This window comes from Brucella tritici (genome assembly GCF_902825325.1).
Classification (GTDB): Bacteria; Pseudomonadota; Alphaproteobacteria; order Rhizobiales; family Rhizobiaceae; genus Brucella.
On sequence record NZ_CADEAR010000006.1, the window covers coordinates 78223 to 95046 of the forward strand.

A 16824-nucleotide genomic window follows, 5' to 3' on the forward strand; every position below is an offset into this window, starting at 1 on the left:
TAGGGGCGCGTCTGCGGTCTTGGCAAGGAATGTTGGTGCACTTACGGAAAATCTACTGAGGCAGCATAAAGCTTTCGAGATAGCTTGCTCCACGTTCGAGTTCGCCCAGTGAAGCAGGAAACGTAATATTTGCCAGTGCGGCAGTGGGAAAACCTGCACGGAGCTTCAAGAGACCATCCCTGTTACCATCGCCACATAAGGCCAGCGCCAGATCTTCTATGCTGGGATTGTGTCCCACGAGCATCAGCGTCGGCACATCGCCATGTTCACGTATGGCTCGCATATAGTCAGCTGCCCCTCCGCTATAGATGGTATCATCGATTATGGTTTCGACCTCCACACCCAAACGTTCAATAATACCGAACGCGGTTTCTCTCGTTCTACACGAACCGGAAAGAACCACCCGATCAGGATATAGGTTGATTGACTTCATTGTCCTTGCAAGCCGGTCAAGCGAAGCTTTCCCTTCCTGATCTAGAGGGCGGTCGAAATCCTTCATTCCGGGTTTTGCCCATGCGGCTTTGGCATGTCTTAGGAGAAGTAAACGACTCATCTGTAACGTTCCAAGCTGTGTTTAGAGAGCATTTCCGGCCATAATTGGAGCGCAATTGAGCAGTCCAGAAGCCCATTCTCCCGATTTTTTGATGTCTGTCAGCATTATTTACAGCGGGCACCTGCCTAATTAATAGGCTCGTTATGCTGCCGCAGGCTGATGGTATCTGTAAGTGAAAAATGTACCCACTTTATTAGCAATAGATTGAAGTTATTGTGAAAGTTCAAAGAGCAACTATTCCCATGCATTTTTAAACTGCATAATTTTGATGCAAAATCATACAAAATTGATGCACTAAAAAGTAGTGGGATACGGTTGTTTGATGTTGTGTCCTTGTTGCTATGGAACTATATAACCGCTCGCGTCTCCTAGATGTGGGGTAATTCAGAATGAGTGAATTGATTGACCTTGACTATAGGCCCACTGAAGACGAGCCGTTCATGAATGAGCGGCAGAAGTCTTACTTCCGCGCGAAACTGATCGCGTGGAAGAATGATATTCTGCGAGAAGCGCGTGAAACGCTTGAAGCGCTACAGCAGGAAAATGCAAACCACCCGGACCTGGCGGACAGGGCATCCTCCGAAACGGATCGGGCAATTGAGCTACGTGCTCGCGACAGACAGCGCAAACTGATCTCCAAAATCGACGCGGCCCTGAGCCGTATTGATGAAGGAACCTACGGCTTCTGCGAGGAAACGGGAGAACCTATCAGCTTGAAGCGGCTTGATGCGCGTCCGATCGCTACGCTATCTATCGAAGCGCAGGAACGTCATGAGCGTCGTGAAAAAGTCTATCGCGACGACTAAGTTTCAAGACAGTTTAAAAAAATTATAGGCTGCGGTTTCCGCAGCCTATTTTTTATCGAGATGTACATTGGCTGGGAGCTCAGCTTCTGCGAATTTCATCCTTGGTCAATTCACCGAGAAGTTTTTCCATTTCATCTTCGATATCATCCTTGGCTTTGTCTTCAACGGCATCGTCCGTAGCAGAAATATCAAGTGAACTCAGAAGTTCATTTTCGAAGAACTCTGCGTCAAACGAGATAGCATCCTTGGCTTCATCGCTCGCGACGCTTTCCGAATTGACGTCCGCAGTGATCGAGCTGTGTAACGCGTCGCCGAGGTCGGCCAGATCATCGCCTGGCGTTTCGGCTGTAACCGCTTCGGATTCTACCGGTTTTAGCTCGGCAACCGTGATTTCGGGCTCCACGCGCTTCGGTTCCGAAGGAGTGCTGAACGCAGGTGCAGCAGTCGAGGAGACCGTGGGCTCGGTCACGTCGACCGAGGGAGTTTTGTCCGTGACCGTTGTTTCACGCTCGGGAACGATGCTGCCGAGATTTGCAGAAGCAACCGATGCGGTGGCAACACCGGCGGCGGCAGTCGCTCCGGAAGAGGTCGAACTCAGAACGCCGCGTGAAACCTGGCTCAACGGATAGGCCGGGTGGGCACGGGTTGACTGCGGTTGAGCTTGAGCGGGACGGGGCGGCAATACGGTGCGGGGTTGTGGCGGATAGTTGGGCGCCGGGCGTGGTTGTTGCGGTCGAGGCTGGACCGGCTGAACGGATTTCGGCTCAACAGGTGAACGCGGTGGGATGGGTGCCGTCGGAGCCTGTGGCGGAACACGTACAGGCGCAACAGTCTGCTGAGCAGGCTCTTCTCGTACTGGCTCAGGCTTGCGATAAGTCGGTGTTTCAATTGCGGACGTGATCTGGATCGCTTCGTCCTTCTCTTCGGCCTGTGGTGTTTGCAGTGGAAGAGCAGGGCGCTCCGCCTTTTCATTGGTCAGTGTTGCTTCGTGCTGTTTGAAGCGTTCAATGTGCTCTGGCTCTATGCGTGAAGCTTGCACGCGCGCGTGGGCACGCGATTCCATGACTATATTCTGTTCCACCACGACGTCGGTTGGTCCGCCGATGAGCAGCAGGTGTTCCACATCGTCACGGCGGATAAGAACAAGCTTGCGTCGGCTGTCCACCGCCGCCGCATCCATCACCGAAAGACGGGGCTGCCGTGTACGCCCGTTGGAGACGAAGGTACCGCCGCTGAAACGACGAATGATACTGAGAACAACGAAAATTCCGCCAAGAATGATCGCAAATATTAGGATAAAGCCGACAATATTAGCCGCGCTCTCTCCAACGATGCCGCTGAGCCATTCCTTCATGCGGATACCCTCTTATACAATAAACGAAAAACCTGCGACGAATGGAGACTGCGTTTCCCCCGACACTCCGCATCATCACATGTTTGGTACAGTAATTGAATTTCTATGCCTTGGGAATGTTTCTTGGAAATGCGGGAAATATATGATCCCCAGGCAAAACAGTGCAAAAAAGTCCAATTTGCACCGTTTCAGTGCAGCAATGCTTGTACTGCTCGCCGATTAAAGCATTCTGCGAATCGGATATACCCTGACATATTGGCTGCGCGTACCCACGCGATGGCTAGACTGCGCAGAAAATGCATTCGAGAAAATCGGATATGCGGATGATTGAAATGACGTCTTGGCTGATCGAAAAAGCACATGGCATCCTGGTGCCTGTTGATACCGAGCCACGCAACATGAAAGGGCAGCAGGCTTGATGTCGCGACAGACGGACAACGCTTACCCGAAACCGCTCGTAATGCCCAAGCGCAATCGCAGTGGTGCCCTTCGCCTATTGATCGTTGGCATTTTGCTGACCGTCGCCGCAATTGCCTATTTTGTGTTTCGCGACCGGTTGGGAGACGGATTTGCCCTCGTTCTCATGGGCATTCTGTCGATGGTCGGCGTCTTCTATCTTTTCGGTGCTGCAACTGGCCTCATTCAATTCAGTCAGAAGAACGGCGAACAGGATCTCGCGCATTCCTTCATGGATTCCCAGCCGGAAGGAACGGTTATTTCCGATGCGCGCGGCCAGATTGTTTATGCCAATCAGGCTTATGCTGCCATGACCGGAGTAGCTAATGCCGAAGGCGTTCGCTCACTTGATAATGTGTTGACGGCTGAACCGGCAGCGTCCGATGCCATTTACCGCCTGACGAATGCCGTTCGCGATGGTCTGTCGGCACAGGAGGAAGTACGGCTTTCCGGCGGTCTTTCTCGTGAAGCTCATGGTTCGCTGGCTCCGGTCTGGTATCGCATCAAGGCACGTCCCATCGAGGCGGGGCAGGAATTCAAAAGCCCGCTCGTTGCCTGGCAGATCGCCGATATTTCCGATGAGCGCGCGGAGCAGGAGCGTTTCTTTCAGGAACTGCAGGAAGCCATCAATCACCTTGACCATGCACCGGCGGGCTTCTTTTCCGCTGATCCTTCGGGTCGGATCATCTATCTCAATGCGACGCTTGCGGAATGGCTTGGCGTCGATCTGACCCAGTTCACGCCGGGATCGTTGACACTCAACGATATCGTGGCAGGCAGCGGGATGGCGCTCATCAAGGCGGTGAAAGCCGAGCCGGGCACGAGCCGTAACACTGTCATTGATCTTGACCTTATCAAGCGGAACGGACAGAGCCTCGCTGTTCGCTTCTATCACCGTGTTCAGGCCGCGCGTGATGGAACACGCGGTACGAGCCGTACTATCGTTCTGGATCGTGCGGAGGGTGAAGATTCATCGATGGCGCTGCGCTCCGCCGAAGTACGCTTCACGCGTTTCTTCAACTCGGCTCCGATGGCCATCGCCGCGGTTGATTCCGCTGGACATATATTGCGCACCAATGCGCGCTTCCTCGATATTTTCGCTCCGGTTGTCGATCGTGATGCGATCGATGGCAATGCAAAGCTTGAGATCGTCGTGCACGAGCGCGACCGAGAGACTTTCAACAGGGCACTTGCAGCCGCTTTCGCCGGGCAGGCGAGCATTTCGCCTGTCGATACGGTTTTGCCGGGGAATGAAGAGCGACATATCCGCTTTTACATGAGCCCGGTAACCGATCTTGGTGGCGAACGCGCCGAAGAGGCAGCGATTATTTCGGCTGTCGAGACGACCGAGCAGAAAGCTCTCGAAAACCAGATGGCACAGAGCCAGAAGATGCAGGCCGTCGGCCAGCTCGCCGGCGGCATTGCGCATGACTTCAACAATGTTCTGACGGCGATCATCATGTCGTCGGATCTGCTGCTGACGAACCATCGCGCATCCGATCCGTCCTTCCCGGACATCATGAACATCAAGCAGAACGCCAATCGCGCGGCCTCGCTTGTGCGTCAGTTGCTGGCGTTCTCGCGTCGTCAGACGCTTCGTCCGGAAGTGCTCGATCTGACCGACGTTCTGGCAGACCTGAGGATGCTGCTGGCACGTCTCGTCGGCAAGGATATCGAGCTGAAGATCGATCATGGACGCGATCTCTGGCCGGTCAAGGCCGATCTCGGACAGTTCGAGCAGGTTGCCGTCAATCTGGCAGTCAATGCACGCGACGCCATGCCGGAAGGCGGTGCAATCACGTTGCGTACGCGTAACGTGTCGACGCAGGAAGCCGCAAAGCTTCATTATCGTGATCTGCCGGAAGCGGATTATGTGGTCTTCGAAGTTGAGGATACCGGAACGGGTATTCCTGCGGACGTGCTTGAAAAGATTTTCGAGCCGTTCTTTACGACGAAGGAAGTGGGTAAGGGCACCGGGCTTGGTCTGTCGATGGTCTATGGCATTATCAAGCAGACGGGTGGCTTCATCTACTGCGACTCCGAAGTTGGAAAAGGCACGACGTTCAAGATATTCCTGCCGCGTCTTATCGAGGAAAAACGCGCTGATGATGCGCCAGTCGTTGTGAAGGAAAAGAAGGTCGAGAAAGCGACCGACCTTTCCGGTTCGGCAACGGTACTCCTGGTGGAAGACGAGGATGCGGTCCGTATGGGCGGCGTGCGTGCACTTCAGTCGCGCGGATATACCGTTCACGAAGCAGCGTCCGGTGTCGAAGCGCTTGAGGTCATGGCCGAACTTGGCGGTGAGGTGGATATCGTCGTATCGGACGTAGTTATGCCTGAAATGGATGGCCCGACGCTGCTGCGCGAACTGCGCAAGACTTATCCCGAAATCAAGTTCATCTTCGTATCAGGTTATGCGGAGGATGCATTTGCACGCAATCTTCCAGCCGATGCCAAGTTTGGTTTCCTGCCAAAGCCATTCTCACTCAAACAGTTGGCGACAACTGTTAAGGAAATGCTGGAGAAGCAGGATTAATGCTTCGGCTAGGCTTACACCGTGATGCCTGAAGGCAGTATCGCTATACTTGGAGGAGGGCCATCTGGTCTGATGGCCGCCGAAAGACTGTCAGCGCGAGGCTATCGCGTGACGGTTTACGAACAGATGCCCACGGTTGGTCGCAAGTTTCTGCTCGCTGGCAAGTCTGGTCTGAATATTACGCATTCGGAAGAATTTGCAGCTTTTGCGAAGCGGTTCGGCTCAAGCCGCGACCGTATATTACCAGCGTTGACCGCTTTTGGTTCGACCGAGTTACGCATATGGGCGGATGAACTTGGTGCGGAGACTTTTATCGGTTCATCCGGCCGTGTTTTTCCCAAGGCGATGAAGGCGTCGCCGCTTTTGCGGGCGTGGGGAAAACGTCTGGAAGATCAGGGTGTTCGCATTCTCACTCGACATCGCTGGCTTGGCTTCGAGGGCAATGGTCTCCGTATCGAGAACCCGGATGGTATTCAGACGATTACATGTGACGCTGTGCTCTTTGCTTTTGGTGGCGGAAGCTGGCCAAAACTCGGTTCCAATGGCCTCTGGATTGATGGGTTTCAACGCAAATTAATCGATATAGCGCCGTTTCAACCTGCAAATTGCGGTTTTGATGTTGCCTGGAGTGATTTTTTTGTCGAACGCTTTGCCGGTGAACCGGTGAAGTCGGTCACCGCGACGTCCAGTGCAGGCACGACACAGGGCGAGTTTGTCATTACGCGCGGCGGGGTGGAGGGTAGCCTCGTTTATGCCCATTCCGCAGCTCTGCGCGACAGCTTGCAGGAGAACGGAAAGGCGTTTCTGACACTTGATCTTGTTCCGGGACGAACTCTTGAGCGGCTGGTGGCTGACATTTCCCGGCAAGATGCAAAGCTGAGCTTCGGCAATCTTCTGCGCAAGGCGGCAGGTCTGACCGGCGTGAAGGCAGCTCTTGTGACTGAGTTCACCCGCGACAGAAACCCGAAAGCGCTGGCCGCCACGATCAAGGCTCTTTCCATTCCGCTGCTCCGTCCACGCCCGCTGGATGAAGTGATTTCGTCGGCAGGCGGTATTCGTTGGCACGAAATCGACAAGAACTACATGCTGCCAAAGCTGCCTGGCATTTTTGTTGCAGGAGAGATGATCGACTGGGAGGCTCCAACCGGCGGTTATCTTCTGACTGCCTGTTTCGCGATGGGCCGTGCGGCGGCGGACGGTATCGATGCATGGCTCAGGGCAGGCAACACGCTCCGCGAGAGATAAGCTGACACGACCTTCTTTAAGTGGAAATCAGCACATTCGGATATACGGCTGATCGACTGCGGGCTAATCTGCCAGACAGGAGCATTGAATGCTTGCGTCTGAGGGGAAGGTACATTCGCATGAATACAGCTTCTACCGTCGCTGCACACCCGCTTTTGAGACAACGAGACGGGCATCATGCCCGTGTTACCTTCGAGGAACTGTTCTTCGATCTGGTGTATGTTTTCGCAGTTACACAATTGAGCCATGAGCTTTTGCACAATCTGACGCTGACCGGCGTTGTGGAAACGTTGATCCTCTGGTTCGCAGTATGGCTCGGCTGGCAATATACCTGCTGGGTAACAAACTGGTTCAACCCGGAGACGCCGCAGATACGCAGCCTATTGTTCTGCGTCATGCTGCTTGGTTTGATTATGGCATCGTCCATCCCCGGCGCTTTTGCAGACAAAGGCTGGATATTCGCACTGGCTTATGTGGCAATGCAGGCTGGGCGAACTGCCTATATCGTGTTTGTTTTGGGACAGAACCATCCGCTTGCTGCCAATTACCGGCGAATGCTCGGATGGTTTGTGATTTCAGCTGTTTTCTGGATAGCCGGTTGTTTTGTCGAGCATGAGGCTCGTATGGCCTTGTGGTTGATTGCCGTGCTTTGCGAATACTTATCGCCGATGCTGGGCTTTGCGCTACCGGGCCTCGGACGTTCCCATACCAGCGACTGGACCATCGAGGGGGGACATCTTGCAGAACGATGCCAGTTGTTCGTGATCGTGGCGCTCGGCGAAACGTTGCTGGCTACTGGTGCGTCCCTTTCCGGTGCTGAAGAATGGAACATGGCTCTCATGTCGGCCCTGCTTGCAACTTTTGTCGGTACGCTTGCCATGTGGTGGCTGTATTTTGGCACTTCCAGCAAGGACGCAACAGAAACAATCACCCATTCCACCGATTCCGGGCGGATTGGCGCATATTTCCATTATGTCCATGCCATTTTGGTTGCAGGTATTATCGCAACGGCAGTCGGAAACGATCTGGTGATGGAGCACCCACACGATCCGTTGAAAACGTCTTATGTTCTCATTCTGGTGGCAGGACCGGCGATCTATCTGATTGGCAGCGCCATCTACAAGAAGGTCGTCTATGGTGTCATTCCCATATCGCACTTTTTCGGCGTTCTGGCCCTGATGGTTGCAATCCCGGTCGGTTATGTGGCCAATCTGTTGGAAATGGGCATATTGACGACGGTTATCATGCTGGTCGTGAGTGTATGGGAGGGGCGCAACAAAAGACTGCGCGGCGCTGCGGCGGTGGGATAGGTGGCTTTCAGTGCCGTCGTCTGATCCCTATCTACGGACACCGATAATGTTTGGAAGCTTGTTGCGCATCATGTCAGATACACAGTCCGTCGATCATCAGCCAGCCGATAACGGCCATGTGAAAGTCGCCCGCAAGGTCGATATCGTGGTCATTGGAGCCGGACAGGCGGGGCTCTCATCGGCCTTTCATTTAAATAAGCTTGGGCTTGCAGGAGAGCGGCAATTCGTGGTTCTCGACAAGGCTGCAGGGCCGGGCGGAGCCTGGCAATTCCGCTGGCCTTCGCTGACGCTCAGAACCGCGAACGCGATTCACGATCTCCCCGGCATGAAGTTTGAGGATATCGTCGAAACGACCAATGGCGAAGTGCGCGCATCAGTTGCTGTCCCACAATATTATCGCGCATATGAAGAAAAGTTCGATCTTCCAGTGCACCGGCCCGTCATGGTCAAAGTGGTTTGTGACCGCGGAGAACGGATTCGTGTGGAGACCGATCGGGGCAACTATTCGGCACGCGGGATCATCAACGCAACTGGTACATGGGAAACGCCCTATATTCCACCTTATCCCGGTGCAGAACTGTTCAAAGGCCAGCAGCTTCACACACGTGACTATCAAACAGCAGATGTCTTCAAGGGCAAACGTGTTCTGGTTGTCGGCGCGGGCATCTCTGCTGTGCAGCTTCTGGATGAGATATCGCGTGTGACGGAAACTGTTTGGGTCACGCGGAAGGAGCCTGCTTTCCGGGAAGGCCCGTTTACGCCGGAGCTTGGCCGTGCTGCCGTGGCTTTGGTGGAAGAACGTGTACGCCGCGGCCTGCCGCCGGGCTCGGTGGTTTCAGTGACAGGCCTGCCGTTGACGCCGGCAATCGAAGCTGCCCGTGCTCGGGGTGTGCTCAACAGGTTGCCAATGTTCAGCGAGATCACGGAAACGGGTGTTCAGTGGGACGACGGAACCGAACAATCCTTCGATGTTATTCTGTGGTGCACGGGATTTCGTAGCTCGCTTGACCATCTTGCCCCGTTGCAATTACGTAATACGGAAGGTGGCATCCTCATGACCGGTCGTTTGGCGACACAGGTTGCCGCTGATCCTCGCATCCATCTTGTTGGTTATGGCCCGTCTGCCTCGACCATCGGTGCAAACAGGGCAGGCGGCAGCGCCGCGCGGGAGTTGGCAAGTTATCTCGGCCTGATATGATCCGACATATGATTATTCGCGAGGGGCAGCATGAAGCGCATTTTGAAGTTTGTCGGTGGTCTTCTGCTTGCCATTGTGCTTGGAGTAACTTTCTGGCTGGCCATCAAGCCGCCTGAACTTTTGCGTGTCGGAACCGGCTATGCCGCCAAGATCATCTGCTCGAATGTTTTCATTGCGGACCGGGATGCTGATGCCGTCCTTGCAGACGATGTCCAGGCACCGGGAAACCCGCTTCTGCGATTTCTGAATGCCTCTCTCGACAAGAATAACACCAGCGTGACGGTGCGTATTTTCGGTTTTTTTGCGCCAAGTACCGCAACCTATCGCCCTGCACTTGGATGCGCGAATATCCAGAAAGACGATTTGCGCGTTGAAATTCCAGCAGGCCCGCAGGTACCGGCGGAGCCGATCCGGATTGAGGCCGACCCAGCAGTGCAGGCTGTGATTGAGGATCAGGCACTTGCTGGTCCAGGTATGCGCGCGATTGCGGTCATCCGCGATGGCAAGCTGATCGCCGAGAATTACGGTCCGGGTTTTAACGCCGATACGCCTTTGCTTGGTTGGTCCATGACCAAGTCCGTCATTGCGACATTGATTGGCATGCGCATTGCCGAAGGGCGCATGAGTTTGGAAAGCAACGCGCTTTTGCCGGAATGGAAAAGCGATGAACGGACGAAGATTTCTCTCGCAAACCTGATGGCGATGAATAGCGGCCTGCGCTTCGATGAAGATTACGGCACCGTCACCGATGTCACGCGCATGCTTTATCTGGAGCCTAACATGGCTGGCTTTGCTGCGTCTTTACCGCTCGAGGCAGTGCCAGGGACAAAATTCAATTATTCCAGTGGAACGGCCAATATTCTGTCAGAGCTGTTCATGGACAGTTTCAATAGTCGCGAGGAGGCTCTGGCCTATCCACGACTGGCACTTTTCGGTCCGCTTGGCATGAGCAGTGCCATTCTGGAAACGGATGCATCGGGCGTCTTTGCCGGTTCTTCCTATATGTACGCTACGGCCCGGGATTGGGCACGGCTCGGCGCGTTTCTCGCGGATGGCGGAAATCTGTACGGAAAGCCTGTCCTGCCAGCGAACTTTATTTCATTTATGCGCAAACCCAGGCCAGAGTCCGAAGGACGCTATGGTTCGGCACAAGTCTGGCTGCAGATTAGCGGTGTGAGGGCAGGTGAGGACGGCATTCCGGAAGATGCTTTCTGGATGTCAGGGCATGACGGGCAAAGCGTGATGATCGTTCCATCGATGCATCTTGCTGTAGTCCGTCTTGGCCTGACACCATCACGTGCGCGCTACAATGTTCAGCACCTGAACGCCAAGATTATTGAGGCTGTCCGACAGGCGCACTGATCGTCAGTTTGCGAAAATCATTGCCGCTCGGATTCTGGAAGGCGCTGAGGCCAAATTCTGGCAAAACTGCATAAAGGTGATCGAAAATATCCGACTGGATCTGTTCGAAGGATGCCCAGACGGTTGTGTTCGTAAAACAGTAGATTTCAAGCGGCAGGCCTTCAGGCGTAGGGTCCATCTGGCGCACCAGTAACGTCATGCCTTTATGCACACCGGGATGATTGCGCAGATAATTGTCCACATAGACGCGAAACGTACCGATGTTGGTGAACTGGCGCCTGTTGACCGGATTGTTGGCGCGGTCGCCTAACTTCTGGTTCCATTCGGCGATTTCCTTGGCCTTTTTCGGCAGATAATCCGCCAGCCAGTCAACGGTACCAAGTCTGGCTCGTTCCTCATCCGACAGAAAGCGAATAGTGTTCTGATCGATGTAAAGCGCGCGCTTGATGCGTCGCCCACCTGATTCCTGCATGCCGCGATAGTTCTTCATCGGCTCGGTGATGAGTTTGCGGATTGGAATGGTAGTGATCGTCTTGTCGAAGTTCTGGACCTTGACGGTGTAGAGCGCGATTTCCGTCACATCGCCATTGGCATCGAGGTTCTTCATTTCGATCCAGTCGCCAACACGGACCATATTGGAAGAGGCGATCTGCATACTGGCGACCAGTGAAAGCAACGTATCTTGGAAGACCAGGATAAGCACGGCGGCCATGGCACCGACACCCGAAAGAAGGATAACCGGCGATTTGTCCAGCAATGTCGCGATGATGAGGACGGTCGCGATGATATAAACCGCCAGCTTGGCGACCTGAATATAGCCCTTCATGGGGCGGAATCTCGCCTCTGGACGGCGATGATAGAGCGTGTCGACAAGCCCGAACACGGCGTTGACCGCCAGAGCCAGCGTCAGAATGATAAAGGCGATAGCCACATTCCGGATGACCGTGATCACGCCTTCGGGGAGTCCCGGAACCGCCATGATTCCAGATGAAATAATCAAGGCCGGAACGATGTTGGCAAGACGGCTGATGACACCGTGTTTCTTGAGCTCTTCGTCTTGCCCGAACGATGTTTTCTGGACAATACGATCAAGTAGCTTGAGCAAAATTGCCTTGATCAGAAAGTTTGCAATGAAAGCTGAAAGAAACAATCCCCCGAGCGCGCTAAGCGTTTCCGCCCAAGGATGAGCAATAAAAAATTCCGACAATAGACTTTCCTGAGATTAACCTGGTGAGATTTAAAAGCTGTGCTGCGGTGACTGTAGTGCGTTCTACCCGGAATTAAGGCGGTCGTATGAAGATTTCAACCGCGAGCAGTACCCATTTTTCATTAAAACCCCGGCCAATAGGCCGGGGTAGACTTGTTGTGTTGAATATTGAAACGATATTACTGTGCCGGAGGTGGCGATGCGGGAGCCGTGTCGCTTGCTGGCGCATCAGTTGCCGGAGCATTCGTCTCGTTTGCCGCTGAAGGGTCGGCTACGCCATCCGCAAAAAGCTTAGAGCGGTCAAATGCTGGTGCATCCGTCAACTGTTGTTTGGTTGCCTTGATGACCAGCCATTTTTTGCCGTCGCTACGGGTTGCAAGCTGCAACTGATCCGGGCTTACGGCAACATCCTTTTCACCGATACCAAGAAAGCCGCCCACGCCGATCACTGCGGCCTCAATCTCACCTTCGGGGCTAGCGATAAGGTCATTCAGTTTACCAACGGTCTGGGCGTCAGCTGCGTCACTTTCATAAACGTTCTGCCCGATGAAAGAGGAGACCAGAAGCTGGCCTTCTTTCGGCTCCAGAAAGCCGACTTTGTCGGTCTCACCCGATGTGGGATTGCCAAACATGTCCTTAGAGGAAACCGGCATTTCCTCTGCTGCTGCCGGGGGCTCGGCAGGGGCGGGCGCTGGCGCGGTTGTCTGAGCATAAGCTGCGCCGCCAATCAGCAATGCACACGTCGTCGTCAGAAGTTTAGTTCTGAACATAACTATCTCCTTTATACGTTCGGTTGCTTAGACTGAACGTTGGAATAGTCAGTTCGTTCCCAAATTAATTGAATTGTTACATGTAGCTATATGATTACATTCGGCATGCATATTCTATTTCCACAGGCTAAGAATACAGAAAAGCCCGCGCAAGGCGGGCTTTTCTTACTATTTTTATACAATCTAATCTTAGCTGCAGCCGCTCGTTGCTCCGCAAGTATCGCACTTGAGGCAGGTGCCATTGCGAACCATGGTGAAATTCTGGCACTCGGTGCAGCTATCGCCTGTATAGCCCTGCATCATCGACTTGATGCGGCGATCAGCTTCCAGCTTCTTGGCAGCATTTGCACTTTCTGCACGGGCAGAGGCAGCATCCGCGGCAGCCTTATCCGAGAAAAGTTCGGTTGCCGATGAGCTTTCCTGCTGTTGCGCCGGAGCAGGCTGTTCCTCGAACTCGCGCTTGAAGGCGGTTGCACCGTCCGTCACCAGACCGATAGTTGCAGGGCGATTACTCGCCGGTGCCGACGACTTCAAGGTTGTGACATTGGAAGCCTGCGGTGCCGAGCTCGTCGATCCCTTGGCTTCGTTGCCCGAATTCGTCACCAGCGTAGGCTTGTAACCGCGCGTCCAGCCGGTCGAAACCAGATTGGTCTTGCCTTCCTTGATGCCCTTTCCGAGCGCCGTATTGCCAAAATCGCTTGTGTCGACGTGAGCGAGATCATTGCGACCGAGATAGGACACGGCCAGTTCGCGGAAGACATAGTCGATGATCGACGTCGCGGTCTTGATGGCATCGTTACCGATGACCATGCCAGCCGGTTCGAACTTCGTGAAAGTGAAGGCTTCCACATACTCTTCGAGCGGCACACCGTATTGCAGGCCGAGCGACACCGCGATGGCGAAGTTGTTCATCATCGCACGGAACGCAGCGCCTTCCTTGTGCATATCGATGAAGATTTCGCCAAGGCGTCCATCACCGAATTCGCCAGTGCGCAGATAGACCTTGTGTCCGCCAACAACCGCCTTCTGCGTATATCCCTGACGACGGTTCGGAAGCTTATCGCGCTCATGTACGATCTTTTCGACAACCTTCTCGACGATACGTTCCGTCACCTGAACGGCACGAGCGGCTGCTGGCGCTTCGATCAGTGCCTCGACTGCATCGTCTTCGTCCTCATCGTCGGAGATCAGCGCAGCGTTGAGCGGTTGCGAAAGCTTGGAACCGTCACGGTAAAGCGCATTGGCCTTCAGGGCCAGCTTCCAGGACAGCATATAGGCGTTCTTGCAGTCCTCGACGGTGGCATCGTTCGGCATGTTGATCGTCTTGGAAATCGCACCCGAAATGAACGGTTGCGCGGCAGCCATCATGCGGATGTGGCTATCCACTGACAGATAGCGCTTGCCGATCTTGCCGCATGGATTGGCGCAATCGAACACGGCGTAATGCTCTTCCTTGAGGAAAGGTGCGCCTTCGAGGGTCATTGCACCGCAAACATGGATGTTGGCGGCTTCAATGTCCTTCTTAGCAAAGCCCAGCGCCGGCAGCATTTCGAACGAAAAATCGTTGAGCTGTTCGTCGGTGAGTTTCAGCACGTCCTTGCAGAATTCTTCGCCCAGCGTCCACTTGTTGAAAGCGAACTTAATGTCGAAGGCGCTCTTGAGAGCGGCATTCAGGGCTTCGATCTTCTCATCGGTGAAGCCCTTGGACTTCAGCGACGACGGATTGACGCCCGGTGCCTGATTGATGTTGCCATGACCGACAGCATAGGCTTCGATTTCGGCGATCTGGCTTTCCGAATAACCGAGTGTGCGAAGTGCTTCCGGTACGGCGCGGTTGATAATCTTGAAGTAACCGCCACCGGCCAGCTTCTTGAACTTCACCAATGCGAAGTCCGGTTCAATGCCGGTCGTGTCGCAGTCCATGACGAGGCCGATCGTGCCGGTCGGCGCGATAACAGTGGACTGTGCGTTGCGGTAGCCGTGCTTTTCGCCGAGTTCCAGCGCCTTGTCCCAGGCCGCGCGTGCATGGGTGATCAGGTCCTGATCGGGGCAATCCTCGGCAATCAGCGCCACTGGATTGACGGCAAGGCCTTCATAACCTTCGGTCTCGCCATGGGCAGCGAGGCGGTGGTTGCGAATGACGCGCAGCATGTGCTCGGCATTTGGCTCATAGCTCGGGAAAGTTCCGAGTTCCTTTGCCATTTCAGCAGAGGTGGCATAGGCCACGCCGGTCATGATCGCCGTCAGCGCGCCGCAGATCGCACGGCCTTCGTCGGAGTCATAAGGAATACCGGAAGTCATCAGCAGACCACCAATATTGGCATAGCCGAGGCCGAGCGTACGGTACTCATAGGAGAGGCGGGCAATTTCCTTCGACGGGAACTGCGCCATCATCACCGAGATTTCGAGAACGATGGTCCACAGGCGTGCCGTGTGCTCGTAAGCCGCAATATCGAACGAACCGTCCTTGTTGCGATAGGTGAGCAGGTTGATCGACGCCAGATTGCAGGCCGTGTCGTCAAGGAACATATATTCCGAGCAAGGATTGGAAGCACGGATCGGACCAGCCGTCGGGCAAGTGTGCCAGTCGTTCATGGTCGTGTTGTAGTGCAGGCCCGGATCAGCGGAGGCCCAGGCGGCGTAACCGATCTTTTCCCAAAGATCGCGCGCCTTCAGCGTCTTCATGACGCGACCGTCGCGACGAGCTGTCAGGTTCCAGTCGCCGTCGTTTTCGACAGCGCGCAGGAATTCGTCCTTCAGCGAGACGGAATTGTTGGAGTTCTGGCCTGATACGGTGAGATAAGCTTCCGAATCCCAGTCCGTGTCATAGGTCTTGAACTGGATGTCGGTATAGCCCTGACGCGCAAACTGGATCACGCGCTTGACGTAGTTTTCCGGAACCTGGTTTTTCTTTGCAGCCTTGATTTCGCGCTTCAGGGCAGGGTTCTTCGATGGATCGAAGCAATCATCATTGTCGGCTTCGCAGTTGACGCAAGCCCTCATGATGGCGGTTAGATGCTGCTTGACAATCTTGGAGCCGGTAACGAGCGAAGCAACCTTCTGCTCTTCCTTGACCTTCCAATCAATATACTCCTCGATATCCGGATGATCGATGTCGACCACGACCATCTTCGCAGCGCGGCGGGTCGTGCCACCCGACTTGATTGCGCCCGCAGCTCGATCGCCGATCTTGAGGAAGCTCATCAGGCCGGAAGACTTGCCGCCGCCAGACAGTTTTTCACCTTCACCGCGCAGATAGGAAAAGTTGGAACCGGTGCCGGAACCATACTTGAACAGACGTGCCTCGCGGACCCACAGATCCATGATGCCGCCTTCATTGACGAGGTCGTCGCCAACGGACTGGATGAAGCAGGCATGCGGCTGCGGATGTTCGTAGGCCGACTTGGACTTCGTCAGCTTGCCGGTTTGCCAGTCAACATAGAAATGGCCCTGACCGGGACCGTCGATGCCATAGGCCCAATGCAGGCCAGTGTTGAACCATTGCGGGCTGTTTGGAGCCACGCGCTGCGTTGCGAGCATGTATGCAAGCTCGTCGCGGAAGGCGAGGGCATCTTCCTCGGAGGCGAAATAGCCACCCTTCCAGCCCCAGTAGGTCCAAGTGCCGGCGAGACGGTCAAAAACCTGGCAGGCATCCATTTCGGAGCCATAGCGTTCATTGTCCGGCAGCTTGGCGAGTGCTTCCTCATCGGCAACAGAGCGCCACAGCCACGAAGGAACGTCGTTTTCCTCGACCTTCTTCAGCTGTGCGGGGACGCCAGCCTTGCGAAAATATTTCTGCGCGAGAATGTCAGCGGCAACCTGGCTGAACTGCGCGGGCACATTGATGTTTTCGAGACGGAATACGATGGATCCATCGGGATTCTTGATCTCGCTGGTCGCAGTCCGGAACGCGATGTCCGCATAGGCCGACTGATTCTCTCTCGTGAAACGGCGTTCGATCTTCATCTGTCCCATCCAAACGTTCTATATATAGTAGCTCTAGTGACGGTTTTCAGCCACGGCCTGT

General features: G+C 54.6%; 11 protein-coding genes. 6 read left to right on the forward strand and 5 right to left on the reverse strand.

Annotated elements, in window-relative coordinates:
• Positions 1-52 precede the first annotated feature (52 nt).
• Entirely contained in the window at positions 53-553 is a 501-nt protein-coding gene (locus HWX93_RS10320; RefSeq protein WP_176037321.1) for a SixA phosphatase family protein, read from the reverse strand.
• Positions 554-942: 389 nt separating this feature from the next.
• Here HWX93_RS10320 and dksA point away from each other — a divergent pair, with 389 nt between their 5' ends.
• Complete coding sequence (dksA, locus tag HWX93_RS10325; RefSeq protein ID WP_006466858.1) at positions 943-1359, forward strand: RNA polymerase-binding protein DksA; 417 nt, start codon at positions 943-945, stop codon at positions 1357-1359.
• Between the two features lie 79 nt (positions 1360-1438).
• Here dksA and HWX93_RS10330 read toward each other — a convergent pair whose 3' ends face one another.
• Positions 1439-2713 (reverse strand): flagellar biosynthetic protein FliO, encoded by a 1275-nt coding sequence (locus HWX93_RS10330; RefSeq protein WP_176037322.1) that lies wholly within the window; start codon positions 2711-2713, stop codon positions 1439-1441.
• Between the two features lie 418 nt (positions 2714-3131).
• Here HWX93_RS10330 and cckA point away from each other — a divergent pair, with 418 nt between their 5' ends.
• From cckA to HWX93_RS10355, 5 genes are all read left to right on the forward strand, one after another.
• Positions 3132-5705: a cell cycle histidine kinase CckA gene (cckA, locus tag HWX93_RS10335; RefSeq protein ID WP_176037323.1), complete on the forward strand. Its 2574-nt coding sequence runs from the start codon at positions 3132-3134 to the stop codon at positions 5703-5705.
• 24 nt (positions 5706-5729) lie between these two features.
• A complete protein-coding gene (locus HWX93_RS10340) occupies positions 5730-6950 on the forward strand; it encodes a TIGR03862 family flavoprotein (protein ID WP_176037324.1) in 1221 nt (406 codons plus the stop codon).
• Between the two features lie 119 nt (positions 6951-7069).
• Positions 7070-8260: a low temperature requirement protein A gene (locus HWX93_RS10345; RefSeq protein ID WP_176037325.1), complete on the forward strand. Its 1191-nt coding sequence runs from the start codon at positions 7070-7072 to the stop codon at positions 8258-8260.
• Positions 8261-8330: 70 nt separating this feature from the next.
• Complete coding sequence (locus HWX93_RS10350) at positions 8331-9458, forward strand: NAD(P)-binding domain-containing protein (RefSeq protein ID WP_176037326.1); 1128 nt, start codon at positions 8331-8333, stop codon at positions 9456-9458.
• Between the two features lie 30 nt (positions 9459-9488).
• On the forward strand, positions 9489-10820 hold the full coding sequence (locus tag HWX93_RS10355; protein ID WP_176037327.1) for a serine hydrolase domain-containing protein: 1332 nt from the start codon (positions 9489-9491) through the stop codon (positions 10818-10820).
• Here the strand turns inward: HWX93_RS10355 and HWX93_RS10360 are convergent.
• From HWX93_RS10360 to HWX93_RS10370, 3 genes are all read right to left on the reverse strand, one after another.
• Positions 10792-12027, reverse strand: a complete 1236-nt coding sequence (locus tag HWX93_RS10360) for a mechanosensitive ion channel family protein (RefSeq protein WP_109988148.1) — start codon at positions 12025-12027, stop codon at positions 10792-10794. The two genes, HWX93_RS10355 and HWX93_RS10360, sit on opposite strands and share 29 nt — an antisense overlap.
• Positions 12028-12206: 179 nt before the next feature.
• Positions 12207-12797 carry a PRC-barrel domain-containing protein gene (locus HWX93_RS10365; protein WP_109988147.1) on the reverse strand — a complete coding sequence of 197 codons (591 nt, stop codon included), beginning with the start codon at positions 12795-12797 and terminating at the stop codon, positions 12207-12209.
• Positions 12798-12986: 189 nt separating this feature from the next.
• On the reverse strand, positions 12987-16763 hold the full coding sequence (locus HWX93_RS10370; protein ID WP_176037328.1) for a vitamin B12-dependent ribonucleotide reductase: 3777 nt from the start codon (positions 16761-16763) through the stop codon (positions 12987-12989).
• Positions 16764-16824 lie beyond the last annotated feature (61 nt).